Consider the following 15185-nt stretch of genomic DNA (forward strand, 5'->3'; position numbering starts at 1 on the left):
ACGCAACCGGAGTGATGAGCCGATGGACAGTTCAACGGACAACAGGCAATCCATCCTCATGCGGATTCGCTGGAAGGCGGGCTACATGAACCCCGCGCTGCGCCGCATCGCTGACAGGGTGCTAAAGGCGCCCGAGGAGATAAAGTCGATCTCCATCAAGGATCTGGCGCTGCAATGCGACGTGTCGGAATCGACTGTGACCCGCTTCGTGCGCGAAATCGAGGTTCCGAGCTTCCAGCAGTTCAAGATCCTCATCGCCGAGGAACTGTCGCAGGGCGCGGCGGTGGTCCAGCGGCCCTCCGAACGCCACGTCTATGAAGACATCACTGCCGAGGATGATGTTGCTTCGGTGCTCTCCAAGGTGGCTGCCCGCTATGCAATGACTGTCTCCGACACGCGGGCTGGGCTCGCCGAAGGGCAGTTGGAGCGTGCGGTGACGGCCATAGAGGAGGCGGACGTGCTCGGCTTCTTCGCTATGGGTGCATCTCTGATCTGCGTGGAAAATGCGCTGCTGCGGTTCATGCGGGTGGGCAAGCGCTGCCTGTTCTTCCGCGATCTCGGTATCCGGCAGATCTCCACCTCGACTCTTGGGCCAAAATCGCTCGCCATAGGCGTCTCCAATTCCGGGCGGACGATCTCGACGGTTGACAGCCTCCAGCAGGCGAAGCTGCGGGGCGCGACGACGCTCGCGATCACGTCCTTCCCCGATTCGCCGATCGTCCGGCACGCGGATATCTGCCTCTTCACGCCCACGATCACGGGCGTCGTCGGGCCGGGCGAATACCACGAATCGATGGTGTCGAAGATTGCGCAGCTTCAGGTTGTCGATGTGCTCTACTCGCTTTATGCCGTACGCAACTTCGGCAGCGCCATCGAGGGTCTGGAACGGACCTCCGACGTGACCGCCCTGACCCGCTACTGAAGGGAAACCTGATGTCCGACGCCTTGTCCGCCGACCAGCTAAAGCTGCGCCTGGCCATGGCCGAACGCGCCGCGCGCGAGGCAGGCCGCCTGCTGCTCGCCCACTATGGCCGTCGCGATCGGCTTGCCATCGAGCAGAAGGGGTTGAACGACTTCGTCTCCAACGCCGACCGCGAGGCGGAAGAGGCGATCGCCGCTATTCTCACGCCAGCCTTCCTGAAGGACGGATTTCTCGGCGAGGAGACGGGGGCGTCCGCGGTCGAAGGCGCCGAATTCGTCTGGTGCGTCGATCCGCTCGACGGTACCACCAATTTCCTGAAGGGTGCCCATAATTGGTGCGTGTCCATTGGTCTCTGGTCGAAGGGCGAGCCCGTTCTGGGGGTGATCTACGATCCCCTGCGCGATGAACTCTTTACCGGTGCGCAAGGGGTTTCGACCACCGTCAACGGTGTGCCGGTTGCGCTCAGCGCTATCGACAGACTCGACCGGACAAGACTTGGTATGGGCCATAACCACCGCGTGCCGCCGGCGGATTTTGCTGCCGATGCTGAGCGTCTCTTCACGGCTGGCGGCAGCTTCTCCCAGGTCGGCGCGGGCGCCCTCATGCTGGCCTATGTGTCGGCGGGACGCGTGGACGGGTATTTCGAGCGCCACATGTGGCCCTGGGACGCGGTTGCGGGTCTCGCGCTCATCAAGGCGGCGGGCGGGCGTTTCACGGCCTATCCGGCTGGCCGTGCGTCGCTTGCCGCGGGCGGCCTTGTGCTGGCGAGTGGGGCAGGCCTGTTCGACCCGCTGTCCGCCCTGTTCGGGATGGCCTGAACGCGCGCTCCCTCTGAAGGCAGTCTTTCGATAATCCGAAGACTGTCGCTCGTCTCCCCATGGTATTGATCCGACTGGCTTTTCAAGCCAACCACGGCGCTCGCGCGCCATCGGATCAATGGGAGAGACTTCATGAAGGACGGAATGTTTGTCTTTGATGCTGCGGTTCATTGTCAGGATTTCAGCGATGGTCAGATCAAGGACGGAAGCGATGGCAGGCGTGTGCGCATCCTGCGCGAACAACTGACCGGGTTCATCAACCTTACCGGACGCCGCGGACCTCCGCCGGAAACCGAGACCTTTTCCAACCCGGATCTCGACTGGGCCGTCGACATGCTGTTCGGCAAGGCCGACACGGACATGGCCTGTGCATGTTCGGTGCCGCTGTTTTCCCATTGGCGTGCCGGCCTCGGTCCCGTCGAACTCAGCCATGCGCTCGCGCAAAAGGACCCGGCCCGCATCGTGCTGACCGGAGGCGTCGATCCGGTCTATCACGGCCTCGGCCCGGCGCTGAAGGAGATGGAGCGGCAGGTGCACGAACTCGGCGCCGTCAGCTTCAAGTTCTACCAGTACCAGTCGCGGGGCTGTGCCTGGCGCGCCGACGACCGGGACATCGCCTATCCGCTCTGGGAAAAGGCGCTGGAACTCGGCATCAAGATGGTGCAGTTCCACAAGGGGTTCCCGCTGGAACTCGGCCCGGTCGAGGCCTTCAAGCCGAACGACATCCAGTATGCCGCCGCCGATTTCCCGGACCTGAATTTCGGCATACACCACCTGGGCGACCCCTATGTGGACGAAACCATTTCCATCGCCAGCCGCTTCGAGAATGTCTACCTGATCCTGCCGCTCTGGTTCAACCAGTACTACCTGCAGCCCTACAAGATGCTGGAGCGCCTTGGCGAAGCGCTGCTCTACGTCGGCTCGGAGCGCATCTGCTACGGTTCCGAAGCGTTCATCTGGCCGCATGTGCAGACCTATATCGACACGCTGGCCAATCTCGTCATGCCCGATGAGCTTCAGGAAAAATACGGCTATCCGGAAATCACCCGCGAGATGAAGGAAAACATCCTCGGCAAGGCCTTCGCCCGCGGCATCGGGATCGATCTGGAAGCCAAGAAGCGCGAACTGGGGCTTGTCTGATGATCGATCCGCACGCTCTTGAAGTCGCGCTCGATCGGGCGCGACCGCTTGTTCTCGGCCATGGCGGCGATATCGAGATCACCGACGTTACCGGGGAGGGCGTCGTGCATGTCGCCCTCTCGGGCGCCTGCCGCGCCTGTCCCAATCTTGCCATGACCTTCATTGGCCCGGTGCGCAGCTATCTCATGGCGGTGCCGGGTGTGTCTGAGGTCCGCTGCGAACAGGTGAAGGCGGGGCCGCGCGCCCTGGCGCGGCTTGCTGGCCTTCTGCACGCGCATCCCTATCCCGCCAACTGACGGGGCGGTGCCGCCTATCCCGAATACGAAAGCCCGGAAGATCAATATGCGATCTTCCGGGCTTTTCGTGTGCTGGCCCCAAAGCTCAGGGGATGATGCGTTCCGCGCGAAGGCGGTCGAAGACGTCGACAAAGGACTGTTCGGTGTCCTGGAAGTCGGTGAAGCCGTGTGTGCGGCTCTTGGCCATGGAGTGCAGGCATTCCATCGGGCGGCCGAGATCGAGATCGGTGTGCCAGGGGGAGGCCAGCCGATCGAGCGGGTTCGGCTGCAGTCCGTGCTCCGCGACAAGCGCTTCCCAGTGCGGGCCGAGGCTGCTCATTCGCTCCGTCAGCGAGTTGTAGTGACCGGGATAGGTGGCCTCAACACCAAAATAGTCGGCGATGCGCTCCCACAACTGCTCCCAGCGGAAGACATCGCCGTTTGTGGCATTGAAGGCCTCGTTGCGAGCATTGGGCTCCGTGGAGGCCCAGACGATGTGCTTGGCGAGCAGGCGCGCGTCGGTAATGTCGTTGATGCCGTGATAGGCGGTGGGCGTGCCGGGGAAGACGAAGGGTTGTCCGGTCGCCTTGCAGATCGAGGCATAGGTGGCAAGCGTCGCGCCGATGTTCATGAGATTGCCGACCGCGTAGCCGATGATCGTGTGCGAGCGGTGGACCGACCAGCCAAAACCATGGCGTGCGGCATAATCCATCGCTATATCTTCCAGCTCGTAATAGAAATTCTTCTTTTCGAGCCGCGGGGCATCCTCCCGGAACGGCGTGACCGGGGTGACCTTGCCGTAATCCTCGAAGGGGCCGAGATAGTGCTTGGTTCCGGTGACGACCGCGACATGCTCGACGGTGCCCGCCGCCGCCACGCCGTCCAGCAGGGTGCGTAACATGCCGCCGTTGAGCCGGATGTTTTCGTCCTCGTTGCGGCCGAGCGTCCAGGTGCAATAATAGATGTGGGTCGGTTTCAGTTCGGCGAGCGTTCTGAGGGCCGCCTCGCGGTCGAGAAGGTCGATGGCGATCGAGCGCATGTAGGATGCGCCGGCTGGCGGACGGCGGCTGAGGCCGGTGATTTCCCAACCGCCGATGTCGTGCAGGTGTTCGGCCACGTTGAGCCCGACAATGCCGGTGGCGCCGGCGATGAGTGCCCGTTTCTGATACATGCTGATATTTCCTCCAAAAATGTCCATCTCGTGTCTGTCATTTCCCGCTTGTGTCTGAAAGTCAGGCGCTGTCATAAGTGAATTGACAAAGTTTCATGAATGGAGATGGCAGTGGCCGGCAGGATTTCCGAAATCGAGGTCTTCGTGAAGGTGGTGGAAACGGGCAGCTTCACCGCCGCCGCCGATGCACTGCATCTTTCACCCTCGGCTGTCAGCAAGATCATCGCCCGCATCGAGGCGCGGCTTGGCCTGCCGCTCGCCGTACGCTCGACCCGCAAGCTGCGGCTGACGGCGGAGGGCGAGGATTATTTCGCCCGCGGCAAGCAGATCCTCAAGGATATTTCCAGCCTTGAGCGCGGCGTCAAGGAGAGCGCCGGTCAGGTCGGTGGCGTGCTGCGCGTCAGTTGCAACGTGCCCTTCGGGCTGCATTGCGTAACGCCGCTCGTGCCCGGCTTCCTGGAGGCGTACCCGGAAATTAGCCTGGAGTTCTCGCTCTCCGACAGCACCACCGATCTTATCGGCGATGGCATCGACGTCGCGATCCGCACCGGCGTTCTAACGGATTCGACCATTCACGCCCGGCGTATCGTTGCCTCGCCGCGGCGGGTCGTGGCTTCGCCGGCCTATCTCGACAAACACGGTGTCCCAGCCGAGCCGCGGGACCTGCTGAAACACAATTGCCTGACCCTCGGCTTCAGCCGCAGCTACGGCAAATGGCCCTTCCGCATCGAGCACGACGGCATACCCACCCAACTCGATCTTGCAGTGAAGGGCAATCTCAGCCTCGACAATGGAGAAGGCCTGCGGCGGTTCGCGCTGGATGGAGTGGGGTTGGCGCGCCTCTCCGAGTTCCATGTCGGCCGGGATCTCAAGGAGGGTAGACTGGTCGCGGTGCTCGACACCTTCAATCCGGGGGACCGCGAACCGGTCTCGATCATCTACGCCGACCAGTCGCCGCTGGCGCCACGCATCCGCGCCTTCATCGATTATTTGGCCCGGTTTCTTGTCACTTAGGATTTGTGACAAAAAGTACAGGATCAAATGACCATATTTCATCGCACCCTCCCGGGCTGTGATGTTACTCCTTGTCGCGAGGTTACGAATGCCCGCAAGGAGGGCGCCCCGCCGCGGGCGCCGGGTATCGGAGCCGCCAGGCAGATATGCCTGATAGGAGGATCCGGAATGAATGGGTTGGCCGATCTCAGAATGTTTTCGGAAATCGCCCGCTCGCAGAGCATGGCGAGCGCCGCAAACCGTCTCGGCATGGCGCCGGCGACGATCAGCGGGCGGTTGAAGGCACTGGAGGATCACTATGGGGTGGCGCTGGTGCGGCGCACGACACGCTCGCTGCTGTTGACCGAGGAGGGCAAACTGCTGCTGGAGCGAGCAAGGCCGGTGCTCTCCGGCTTTGCCGACCTCGAGCGCGATATGGGCGGGCGCCGCACTGCCGTTTCCGGCGGTCTCGTCCTTTCGTGTGCGACCGACATAAGCCGCGTCCAGTTGCTATCGCTTGTGCGCGCATTTTCGCGCGCCCACCCGCATCTGCAGTTTTCGCTGCGCTTCGATCCGCCGGCCAGTCTGCATGAAATTCCCTTCGATGCTGCCCTGCGGGTCGGGCCGGTGCGGGATTCGAACCTGACGATCCGGAAATTGTTTTCGATGGAAACGGTGACCTGTGCCGCGCCGGCCTATCTGGCGGAGCACGGTGTTCCCCTGCGACCGTCCGACCTCTGTCGCCATGAATGCCTGCGGCTCGACGGTTCCGCCTTCGCCGGCGATGACTGGGCTTTTCCGGGAGGTGCCCTGGGGGTTGGCGGGCGTTTTCGGGCGAGCGACCCGGCGACGCTGAAAAACTTTGCCGTTCAAGGCCTTGGTATCCTGCGCATGGCATCAGCGGATGTGCAGGCGGAGTTGGCGGCCGGTGTTCTTGTGCCGGTGCTCGATGACTTCGAGCCGGAGCCGCAGACTGTCTGCCTGCTCTGCGAAAGCCGGCGCCGGTTGCCGGCCAGGACCTCGGAGTTCATCGATTTCGCTCAGGCGCATGTCCGACCCCAGCCCACGGGAAGGTGTGCCGAAGGCCTCGACGGTGTGATATCTGTAAAATAATGTAAAATTTATTTTCTTGCAAAATCTATGAAAAGAAATTAGTTCTATTGGCCGAGGCAAGTTCCTTCCGGCCGATAGGGCAGGCGGCCAAGTGGCCGCAGGGAGGAATGAACGGATCGTCTGGAGGGATGGTCCGCTGGGGTTCGATCCCCGGTTGCCATGGGAGGTTTGGGCAATGGATTATGGACTGAAGGGCAAGCATGTGCTGGTCACCGGCGGCGCAACGGGCATCGGTCTTGCGGTGGCGGAGGCCTTTGTCGCCGAGGGCGCGCGTGCAACGGTCAGCGGTCTTGCCGAGGCGGAGGTTGCCGCGGCAGTCGCCAAGCTCGGAGCCGAGGCGCGCGGCATGGCCTGCGACCTTACCGTCGCCGGCGAGGATCGCCGTCTTGCCGATTTCGCGCGGTCCGCCGGTACCGTCGATTTTCTCATCAATTCCGTCGGCATTTTCGAAGTGCGGCCTTTCTTCGAAACGCGCGACGATGATTGGTTCCGCTTCTTCGACGTCAACGTCATGACGGGGGTGCGCATGTCGCGGCTGTTGCTTAAAGACATGCTCGCGCATGGCGAGGGGTCCATCGTCTTCATCAGCAGCGAGAGCGCGGTGAAGCCGCAAGCCTGGATGCCGCACTACGGCGCCATGAAGGCCTGCCTTCTCGGGGTTTCGCGGGCACTCGCCGAATTGACCCAGGGCACGCGCGTGCGTGTCAATGCGATCCTGCCGGGGCCGACCGACACGCTTGCCGTGCGGCGCTACCACGAGGAGATCGCCCGCGAGAAGGGCGTCACCCGAGAGCAGGTGGTGTCCGACTACTTCGACGAAACCGAGCCGACGTCGCTCATCCGGCGGATGATCGCGCCGGAGGAGGTCGCCGCCAGCGTCGTGCATCTTGCGGCTTCCCCCGCGCTGAATGGCATGGCGATGCGGGCCGAAGGCGGCACCATTCGCGCAATTCTTTGATCTTCAATCGGAAAAGACAATGGCTGATCTTCAGATCGACAACCTGGCAAAGACATTCACGGGCGGCTTTGAAGCGGTGCGCGGCATATCGCTCGATGTAGCCGACCGCGAGGCGGTCTTTCTGCTCGGTCCGTCCGGCGCGGGCAAGACCACAACGCTGCGCCTCGTCGCCGGACTGGAAGAGGCGGGAGCCGGCCGCATCATGATCGGCGGACGCGACGTGACACGATGGACGCCGCGCGAGCGCAACCTCGCCATGGTCTACGACAAACATTCGCTCTTTCCGCATCTGAGCGTCTTTGAGAACCTCGCCTATCCGCTGCGCATCCGGAAGATGGCGGAGAGCGAGATCCGCCGCCACATCGCCGGCGTCGCCGAGACGCTGCAGATCGAGAAGCTGCTGGAGCGCCGGCCGAACCAGCTCTCCGGCGGCCAGATGCAACGCGTCGCCATCGGCCGGGCGCTTGTGCGCGACGCGGATGTCTTCCTGCTGGACGAACCGATTTCCCATCTCGATGCGCAGCTGCGCGCCCGTATGCGCGTCGAGTTCAAGCGTCTCCAGCGCGAGTTCAAGGCGACGATGCTCTATGTCTCGCACGACCAACTCGAGGCGATGACCATGGCCGATCGTATCGTCTTGATCAACAAGGGCCGGATCGAGCAGATCGCAGCACCTCAGGACCTCTTCGACCGGCCGGAAACGCTGTTTGCAGCCACCTTCGTCGGAGAGCCGCCGATGAACGTCATGAAGGCCGTCATTTCGCACGCCAACGGCTGCCATTCGCTCCGTGTCGGCGACGCCTATATCGAGGTCGACCACGACTGGATGCAGGACGGCGAGGCGGTGAAGCCCGGCGGCAATTACGTGCTGGGGCTCCGCCCACAGCAGCTTTGCCTCAATCCGCCCGATGCCGAACATCCCTGCCGCGTGCAGGGCAAGGTCTTCGCCGTCGAGACGCTGGGCTCGCGGGTGGTGTTCGATATCGAGGTGGAGGGGCAGGTGATCCGCGCGATGACCACGCTCGACGCAGCGCTGAAATATCCGCGCACGATCGGCGCACCGATCGCATTCCGCATTGATCCCGACTTTGTCTACCTGTTCGACGCCGATACCGGCCGCACCGTGCGGCAGGCGCGCTTCACGCGACAAAAGGCGGCAAGATTCCACGCCTGACCGGGCGTGGCGCCGGATACGCATGCACTATCAACGGAGGAGGAGAGAATGAACATCGTGAAATTGAGTGCCGCCACGGCGGCCGGGCTGTCGCTATTGCTGCTGGCCCTTCCCGCCCATGCACAGACGGAGGCGCAGAAGGCGCTGGCGGGCAAGACCGTCCACTTCCTCGCCCCGTCCATGCCGCAGTTTGCGGCGCTGGCAAAGTTCTTCCCTGAGTTCGAGGAGAAATACGGCATCAAGATCGTCGTCGACGAGGTGCCCTTCGAGAACTACAGGCAGAAGTCGCTGGTCGAAATGCAGCAGGGCACCGGCACCTACGACTTCTTCGCGGTCGATGTGATGTGGCTGGCCGAATATGCCGCGGCCGGCTTCCTGGAACCGCTGATGCCCTATGTCAAGAATGGCGACCTGACCGACGCCGACTATGATATCGACGACTTCCTGCCGCGCGTCATCAGCGGCACGGGCGTCTTCAACGACACGCTCTACACCCTCCCGATCGGCGCAGGACCGGTCGGTACTACTTTCCGCGCGGACGTTGCGGAGAAGGCCGGCTTCAAGCTGCCGGAGCGCTTCTCGCCGGAATTCACCACCAAATACATGTATGACGCGGCCAAGAAGGTGAACAATCCCGAATCCAACATGATCGGCTTCGCCAACATCCCGGGTCGCTGGTTCTGGGGCGTCACCTATCTGCCTTACCTGTTCGCCTTTCAGACGCCCGAGACCAAAGGCGACGAATATGTCGACAAGGACTGGAAGATCACCATCAACAACGAACGCACCATTGCGTCGATCGACTACTTCCTGAGCCTCAAGGAGTTTATGCCTGCCGACAGCGCCAACTGGGGCATCGGCGAGGCGACCGCGGTCTACCAAGCGGGCAACGCTTTCGGCACATGGAACTATCAGGACTTCGTCAAGGGCTTCTTCGAGGATCCCGAAACGCAGGCGAAGGTCGCCGGCAAGAACGTGCACCTGCACACGCCCGCCGGTCCCAGCGGCGTGATCGATCCGTGGTTCGGCGCCTGGTCGCTCGGCGTCTCCAAGGATTCCAAGAACAAGGAAGCCGCCTGGACCTTCATGCAGTGGGTGACCTCGAAGGACGTGCAGGAGCGCGCCACCCAGTACGGCGCCGGCCCGTCGCGCCACTCGACCTACAAGAGCGAGACGCTTGCGAAGTATCAGCCCTGGTGGCCCGGCGTCTACGATTTCATGTTGAAGGAAACCAACCCGGACGAGCGGGTGCGCGTGCCGGAATGGGCCGAAATCTCCGACATCATGGGCGAGGAGGGCAACCGCGTCTGGATCGGAGAGATCGACAGCAAGACGGCGGCCGCCAACATGGAAAAGCGTATGACCGACGCGATGCGCAAGGGCGGTTACTACATTCCCGGCCGCAACGACCTGCCAAAGCAACAGTGGCGCGACCTGACCTACTACGATCGCCTTCCGTCTGAGTGGAACTGACTTCCGAGGGCATCCGGGCATGACGTCATGCCCGGATGCCGGCTTCCTGCTCCAACCGTAATTCAAAGGGACTGAGATATGTCGATCTCGGAACGTACCACAACAGCTCCGCCGATGACGCTCGGCCAAAGGGGCATCCTGTCCCGTTTCGGCCCTTCGAATCGGGCGGTCTTTCCCTGGGTGCTGATGGCGCCGACGCTGATCATCCTGTTCGCCATCGGCATCTATCCGTTTCTCTATTCGCTCTACATAGCGAGCCACAACGTCATCCTGTCGAAACCGTATCTGCCGCGCATCTTCGTCGGGCTCTACCAGTACCAGGCGCTCATCCAGGATCCGGAATTCTGGCATGCGCTGCGCAAGACGCTGATCTTCACGGTGCAGGCAGTGTTCATCGAATTCTGGCTTGGCCTCGGGCTGGCTCTGTTGTTTCAGCGGCAGCTGGCCGGCATCACCTTCATGCGCGTCTTCATCCTCATTCCGATGATCCTGCCGCCCTTGGTCGCTGCCCTCATCTGGCGCTACATGTTCTATCCCGGCGCCGGCCTGATGACCTATTACGTTGGCGGCATTACCCGGGCTCTCGGCTTTGGCGAAATTCCGTTCCTGTCCGATCCGGCTGTCGCCTTCCAGACGCTGGTCTTCGTCGATGTCTGGGAATGGACGCCGTTCATGTTCCTGATGCTCTCGGCAGGCCTCGCCTCCATTCCCCGCCAGCCCTACGAGGCGGCGGAAATCGATGGCGCCAGCTCCTGGCGGGTGTTCTGGACCATCACGATGCCACTGCTGCGCCCGGCGATCCTGATCGCTGTCATCATCCGCACCATGGATGCCTTCCGCACCTACGAGCTGATCGTGATCATGACCCGCGGTGGGCCTGGCAACGCCACGACAACCCTCAACGTCTTCCTGACGAAGACCGGCCTTGAATTCTTCGACGCGTCGAAGGCTGCCGCCCTGTCGTTGATCATGATGATGATCATCATCGTGATGAGCTTCGTGTTCATCCGCGTCTTCCGGTCAAAGACCGAAGTCGCCGAGTAAGGAGAGCCGCCATGAAGAAATTTGCCCACAGCATGGAATCGCCCGCGGCACCCTCGGTGCAGCGCAACTGGTGGGTCTACGTGGTGCTCATCCTCGTCTGCCTGGTCAATTTCGTGCCCTATCTCTGGGTGGTCATGACCGGCTTCATGGATGGTGCGTCGGCCTCCTCCGCCACACCTGCCTGGTTCTTCACGCCCTCCCTCGAAGCGTTCCACTACCTGATCGTCGAGAAGGACATCATGAAGAACTTCTTCAACAGCGTGATCGTTTCGCTCGCCTCGACCTTCTTTTCGGTGACGATCGGCATGTTCTGCGCCTATGCGCTGGCGCGCTACGATTTCACCGGCCGGGATGACGTATCGTTCTGGGTGCTGACGAACCGCATGATGCCGCCGGTCGCGGTGCTCATCCCGATCTTCGTCACCTTCCAGACGGCCGGGCTGCTCGACACGCTGGCAGGGCTGATCCTCCTCTACACGGCCATGCAGTTGCCGTTCGTGGTGTGGATGCTGACGGGCTATTTCCGCGACATTCCGCGCCGCTACGAGGAGTCCGCAATGGTGGATGGTGATACGTGGTTTTCCGCCTTCCGCAAGGTCACGCTACCCCTGATGATGCCGTCAATCACGGCCACCTCGATCTTCGTGATGATCCTGTCCTGGAACGAGTTCGCCTTCGCGACCTTCCTCACCAGCACCCAGGCGAAGACCATGCCGCCGGCGATCATGGCCTATTCGATCGGCGCGGACATTCGCTGGAACGTGCTCGGTGCCGCCGTCGTGTTGATCACGGCGCCGCTCATCCTCTTTGTGCTGTTGCTGCAACGCCAGCTGATCAGCGGCCTCTCACAGGGCGTGGTGCGCAAATGATCCGCTTGCGCCAACGCGTCGCCAACAAAATGGAATACGATCATGGCTGATATCGAAATCAACAGTCTCATGAAGCAGTTCGGCACGTTCAAGGCCGTCGATGACGTCAACATCACCGTGAACGACGGGGAGTTCGTCTTCCTGCTCGGTCCCTCCGGCTGCGGCAAGACGACGACACTGAGAATGATCGCCGGCCTCGAAATGCCGAGCAGCGGGCGCATCGCCATCGACGGACGCAACGTCACCTTCCTCCGGCCCCGCTATCGCAATGTCGGCATGGTCTTCCAGGATTACGGCCTGTACCGCCATCTCACGGTTTTCGGAAACATCGCCTATCCGCTGGAAGTACGCCGCCTTGGCCGGGCGGAGATCGCAAGCAAGGTCGAGGCAGTCGCCCGTACCATGCAAATCACCGAGGTACTTCAACGCAAGCCCGACCAGCTTTCGGCGGGCCAGCTGCAGCGTGTGGCGATCGCCCGCATGCTAGTGCGCGATGCCGACGTCTTCCTGATGGACGAGCCGATGTCGCATCTCGATGCACAGCTGCGCGGGCAGATGCGCGCCGAGCTGCGTCACATCCAAAAAACGGTCGGCGTCACCACCATCTTCGTGACGCACGATCAACTGGAAGCCATGACCATGGCCGACCGCATCATCGTGATGAAGGACGGCGAGATGCTTCAATTCGCCACCCCGCGCGAAATCTTCGAACGGCCGGCTACGGAATTCGTCGCTACCTTCGTGGGGGAGCCGCAGATGAACATCCTCGACGCGCGCCTCATCCGCCTCGAAGGCAGGATCGTCGCCATGACCGAGCACTTTGCGGTCCCGCTTGATACGGACTGGGCGGAAAGCAATGGGCTGGTCGCCCGGCTCGAGACGCCGGTCCGCGTCGGCATCCGCCCGGAGCATATCGCGATCCGGGAAAAGCCGGATGCCGATCACCGCATCGTCGCCGAGCTCTACTCCTTCGAGCCGACCGGCGCGGAAAATCTCTACGTGCTTCAGTGCGGTTCCGTCATGGTGACGACCCGCAGCTCCACCACCGAGACGGCCCATCTTTCAAAGCAGGAAGGAAGTTCGCTTGCGGTCCGCTTCGATCCGAACTGGATCTACCTGTTCGATCCCGCAACGGGTCGCACCATCGCGCAAGCAGCCGGCAGTGATGTTTCGAAAGAGGACATCTGACATGAACAGATCCAACGTCACCCTTCTCTTTATCCTGGCTCTGCTGCTGGGGTCGTGTACCGTCATGGCAGGCGATGCCTCCCATTGGCCGGCCTCGCTGATCGCCGTTATCGTGATCGTCTCGCTCAAACTGTGGAACGACCGGGCAAAACTTCTCGCCTGGCCGATGGAGTTCCTGCTGGCGGCGGGCGTGTCGATGATCGTCATCAATCTGGCCCGGCTCTACGTGACGCCGCTACCCTATTGAGAAGGACCGGTCCCTTGGCCATCCATGCCCTTGCCGTGTATGCCCTTTCCAAGACCTTCGGAGCCAAGCGCGCCGTGGAGGATGCCACCTTCGCGGTGACGCGCGGCGAGATCGCCGGCTTTCTCGGCCCGAACGGTGCTGGAAAGACCACGGTGATGAACATGATCGTCGGGCTTACCGAGCCGGATGCCGGCGAGATCGAGCTGCTTGGCGTCCGCCGGGGCAACCGCCGCCGGGAGCTGCGGATGCTCGTCGGCTACCTGCAGGAAAAGCCGCGGATCTATCCCGAAATGACTGCGCGGGGCTATTTGCGCTTCTTCGCCGATCTCTATGGCATTGTGGATTCAGGCAGCCGAGTGGGGGAGGTGATCGAGCGCGTCGGACTTGCGTCTGCGGCGGACAGGCGGCTCGGCAATTTTTCCCGCGGCATGCAGCAGCGAGCCTGCCTCGCCAGAGTGATGCTGCACCGGCCAGAACTGCTCATCCTCGACGAGCCGACGCTCGGCCTCGACCCGAACGGCATCGCCGACATGCGCGCAATCTTTCGCGAGATGAAGGCAGAAGGCGTGACGCTGCTGTTTTCGTCCCACCAGTTGGCGGAGATGGAGCGGGTCTGCGACAGCGTCGTCTTCATGCGACGGGGGCGCGTTCTCGCCGCCGGCCGACCGGCCGAGCTTCTTCCGCCCGGCGTTTCCACGGGCAGTCTCGCGGTCGAGTTATATGAGCCGGCGGCACATTGCCTGGAACACATTGCCGGTTTGCCGGAGGTGGAACACGTGCGCCAGACCGCACCGCACCGGGTGGAGCTCGTCCTGGGCGGTCGGACCGCGTGCGGGAGGGATGCGCGGGCGCAGGCTGCACGGCTCTTCTTGCGGGCAGGGTACACGGTTCTCGCGATCGATGCGGCAGCCCCCTCGCTGGAGGACGTCTTCATCAGTTTGACCCGGCCGGAAAATCCGGTCCGGCAGGAGCCCGCAGGGCTCGTTCATTGAAAGGGAATTGATATGGATCTCGGTTATCGGGGCAGGCGCTGCCTGATTACAGCCTCCACTGGGGGGCTCGGATTTGCCATTGCAAAGGCCATGGCGCGCGAAGGGGCGACCGTGGTCATCAACGGCCGCAGCAAGGAGAGCGTCGCCAAGGCCGTCGAGCGCCTCAGGGCCGAGGTGCCCGAGGCGCTGCTGGAGCAGGCCGTCGGCAATTCCGGCACGAAGGAGGGTTGCGACGAGCTCGTCGCGAATTGCGGCGATGTCGATGTGCTGATCGTCAATCTCGGCATCTACGAGGCTATCGACATCTACCAGGCCGGAGACGATCGCTGGTACGAGCTGATCGAGGTGAACGTGATGAGCGGCGTCCGGCTCGCAAGGTACTACCTGCCGAAGATGCTGGCGCGCAACAGCGGTCGCGTGGTGTTCATGGCAAGCGAATCGGGCATCAATCCCGCGCCGGAAATGCCGGCCTACAGCGCCACGAAAACCATGCAGCTGTCGCTTGCCCGTAACCTCGCCGAGACGACCAAGGGCACCGCCGTCACCGTCAATTCAGTGCTGCCCGGTCCGTGCAGCACCGAAGGCGTGGCGGCTCTCATCGCAGGGCTCTATCCCGGTGTTCCGACACCGGAGGCGGAGCGCCGCTTCGTCGCCGAAAACCGCCCGACTTCGTTGATCCAGCGCCTGTCGAAGCCTGAGGAAGTGGCCGATTTCGTCACCTTCCTCGGCAGCACGCGCACCGGCATCGTCAATGGTGCGGCGCTCAGGATCGACGGCGGCCTGATCCGCACCGTGATGTGACCGGCCG

At 62.5% G+C, this 15185-nt stretch carries 16 protein-coding genes; 15 read left to right on the plus strand and 1 reads right to left on the minus strand.

All coding sequences use genetic code 11. From position 1 onward, the window contains the following. Positions 1-22: 22 nt before the first annotated feature. The 4 genes from A3AY_RS0109610 to A3AY_RS0109625 all read left to right on the plus strand — a co-directional run bounded on the left by A3AY_RS0109610 (position 23) and on the right by A3AY_RS0109625 (position 3176). Positions 23-922: a MurR/RpiR family transcriptional regulator gene (locus A3AY_RS0109610; protein ID WP_018325466.1), complete on the plus strand. Its 900-nt coding sequence runs from the start codon at positions 23-25 to the stop codon at positions 920-922. An 11-nt stretch (positions 923-933) separates the two neighbouring features. Next, a complete protein-coding gene (locus tag A3AY_RS0109615) occupies positions 934-1740 on the plus strand; it encodes an inositol monophosphatase family protein (RefSeq protein WP_018325467.1) in 807 nt (268 codons plus the stop codon). A gap of 132 nt (positions 1741-1872) precedes the next feature. After that, complete coding sequence (locus tag A3AY_RS0109620; protein WP_018325468.1) at positions 1873-2880, plus strand: amidohydrolase family protein; 1008 nt, start codon at positions 1873-1875, stop codon at positions 2878-2880. After that, entirely contained in the window at positions 2880-3176 is a 297-nt protein-coding gene (locus A3AY_RS0109625) for a NifU family protein (protein WP_018325469.1), read from the plus strand. Before A3AY_RS0109620 ends, A3AY_RS0109625 begins: the two co-directional genes overlap by 1 nt. An 85-nt stretch (positions 3177-3261) precedes the next feature. Here A3AY_RS0109625 and A3AY_RS0109630 read toward each other — a convergent pair whose 3' ends face one another. Next, positions 3262-4326 (minus strand): SDR family oxidoreductase, encoded by a 1065-nt coding sequence (locus tag A3AY_RS0109630; protein WP_018325470.1) that lies wholly within the window; start codon positions 4324-4326, stop codon positions 3262-3264. Positions 4327-4431: 105 nt separating this feature from the next. Here A3AY_RS0109630 and A3AY_RS0109635 point away from each other — a divergent pair, with 105 nt between their 5' ends. From A3AY_RS0109635 to A3AY_RS0109685, 11 genes are all read left to right on the plus strand, one after another. Then, positions 4432-5340, plus strand: coding sequence for a LysR family transcriptional regulator (locus A3AY_RS0109635; RefSeq protein ID WP_210312516.1), 909 nt, complete (start codon positions 4432-4434; stop codon positions 5338-5340). 168 nt (positions 5341-5508) lie between these two features. Then, the gene (locus A3AY_RS0109640) at positions 5509-6432 is read left to right on the plus strand and encodes a LysR family transcriptional regulator (protein ID WP_018325472.1); all 924 of its coding nucleotides are present in this window, start codon (positions 5509-5511) and stop codon (positions 6430-6432) included. Between the two features lie 175 nt (positions 6433-6607). Beyond that, positions 6608-7390: an SDR family NAD(P)-dependent oxidoreductase gene (locus A3AY_RS0109645; RefSeq protein WP_018325473.1), complete on the plus strand. Its 783-nt coding sequence runs from the start codon at positions 6608-6610 to the stop codon at positions 7388-7390. Positions 7391-7409: 19 nt separating this feature from the next. Then, complete coding sequence (locus A3AY_RS0109650; protein ID WP_018325474.1) at positions 7410-8564, plus strand: ABC transporter ATP-binding protein; 1155 nt, start codon at positions 7410-7412, stop codon at positions 8562-8564. Between the two features lie 48 nt (positions 8565-8612). Further along, on the plus strand, positions 8613-10037 hold the full coding sequence (locus A3AY_RS0109655) for an ABC transporter substrate-binding protein (protein ID WP_018325475.1): 1425 nt from the start codon (positions 8613-8615) through the stop codon (positions 10035-10037). A gap of 78 nt (positions 10038-10115) precedes the next feature. Next, complete coding sequence (locus A3AY_RS0109660) at positions 10116-11081, plus strand: carbohydrate ABC transporter permease (RefSeq protein WP_018325476.1); 966 nt, start codon at positions 10116-10118, stop codon at positions 11079-11081. 11 nt (positions 11082-11092) lie between these two features. Continuing rightward, positions 11093-11950: a carbohydrate ABC transporter permease gene (locus A3AY_RS0109665; protein WP_018325477.1), complete on the plus strand. Its 858-nt coding sequence runs from the start codon at positions 11093-11095 to the stop codon at positions 11948-11950. 42 nt (positions 11951-11992) lie between these two features. Beyond that, on the plus strand, positions 11993-13138 hold the full coding sequence (locus tag A3AY_RS0109670; protein WP_018325478.1) for an ABC transporter ATP-binding protein: 1146 nt from the start codon (positions 11993-11995) through the stop codon (positions 13136-13138). Position 13139: 1 nt separating this feature from the next. Further along, positions 13140-13385, plus strand: a complete 246-nt coding sequence (locus A3AY_RS0109675; RefSeq protein ID WP_018325479.1) for a hypothetical protein — start codon at positions 13140-13142, stop codon at positions 13383-13385. 14 nt (positions 13386-13399) lie between these two features. Continuing rightward, entirely contained in the window at positions 13400-14377 is a 978-nt protein-coding gene (locus A3AY_RS0109680) for an ABC transporter ATP-binding protein (protein WP_018325480.1), read from the plus strand. 12 nt (positions 14378-14389) lie between these two features. Next, on the plus strand, positions 14390-15178 hold the full coding sequence (locus tag A3AY_RS0109685; RefSeq protein ID WP_018325481.1) for an SDR family NAD(P)-dependent oxidoreductase: 789 nt from the start codon (positions 14390-14392) through the stop codon (positions 15176-15178). Positions 15179-15185: the final 7 nt, after the last annotated feature.

The sequence above is a fragment of the Rhizobium giardinii bv. giardinii H152 genome (assembly GCF_000379605.1).
GTDB classification, from domain to species: Bacteria; Pseudomonadota; Alphaproteobacteria; order Rhizobiales; family Rhizobiaceae; genus Pararhizobium; species Pararhizobium giardinii.

What these genes read in the sequence shown, in the direction of transcription:
- A3AY_RS0109610 (WP_018325466.1), top strand. Translation starts at nt 23, where the DNA reads ATGGACAGTTCAACGGACAACAGGCAATCCATCCTCATGCGGATTCGC.
- A3AY_RS0109615 (WP_018325467.1), top strand. Translation starts at nt 934, where the DNA reads ATGTCCGACGCCTTGTCCGCCGACCAGCTAAAGCTGCGCCTGGCCATG.
- A3AY_RS0109620 (WP_018325468.1), top strand. Translation starts at nt 1,873, where the DNA reads ATGAAGGACGGAATGTTTGTCTTTGATGCTGCGGTTCATTGTCAGGAT.
- A3AY_RS0109625 (WP_018325469.1), top strand. Translation starts at nt 2,880, where the DNA reads ATGATCGATCCGCACGCTCTTGAAGTCGCGCTCGATCGGGCGCGACCG.
- A3AY_RS0109630 (WP_018325470.1), bottom strand. Translation starts at nt 4,326, where the DNA reads ATGTATCAGAAACGGGCACTCATCGCCGGCGCCACCGGCATTGTCGGG.
- A3AY_RS0109635 (WP_210312516.1), top strand. Translation starts at nt 4,432, where the DNA reads ATGGCAGTGGCCGGCAGGATTTCCGAAATCGAGGTCTTCGTGAAGGTG.
- A3AY_RS0109640 (WP_018325472.1), top strand. Translation starts at nt 5,509, where the DNA reads ATGAATGGGTTGGCCGATCTCAGAATGTTTTCGGAAATCGCCCGCTCG.
- A3AY_RS0109645 (WP_018325473.1), top strand. Translation starts at nt 6,608, where the DNA reads ATGGATTATGGACTGAAGGGCAAGCATGTGCTGGTCACCGGCGGCGCA.
- A3AY_RS0109650 (WP_018325474.1), top strand. Translation starts at nt 7,410, where the DNA reads ATGGCTGATCTTCAGATCGACAACCTGGCAAAGACATTCACGGGCGGC.
- A3AY_RS0109655 (WP_018325475.1), top strand. Translation starts at nt 8,613, where the DNA reads ATGAACATCGTGAAATTGAGTGCCGCCACGGCGGCCGGGCTGTCGCTA.
- A3AY_RS0109660 (WP_018325476.1), top strand. Translation starts at nt 10,116, where the DNA reads ATGTCGATCTCGGAACGTACCACAACAGCTCCGCCGATGACGCTCGGC.
- A3AY_RS0109665 (WP_018325477.1), top strand. Translation starts at nt 11,093, where the DNA reads ATGAAGAAATTTGCCCACAGCATGGAATCGCCCGCGGCACCCTCGGTG.
- A3AY_RS0109670 (WP_018325478.1), top strand. Translation starts at nt 11,993, where the DNA reads ATGGCTGATATCGAAATCAACAGTCTCATGAAGCAGTTCGGCACGTTC.
- A3AY_RS0109675 (WP_018325479.1), top strand. Translation starts at nt 13,140, where the DNA reads ATGAACAGATCCAACGTCACCCTTCTCTTTATCCTGGCTCTGCTGCTG.
- A3AY_RS0109685 (WP_018325481.1), top strand. Translation starts at nt 14,390, where the DNA reads ATGGATCTCGGTTATCGGGGCAGGCGCTGCCTGATTACAGCCTCCACT.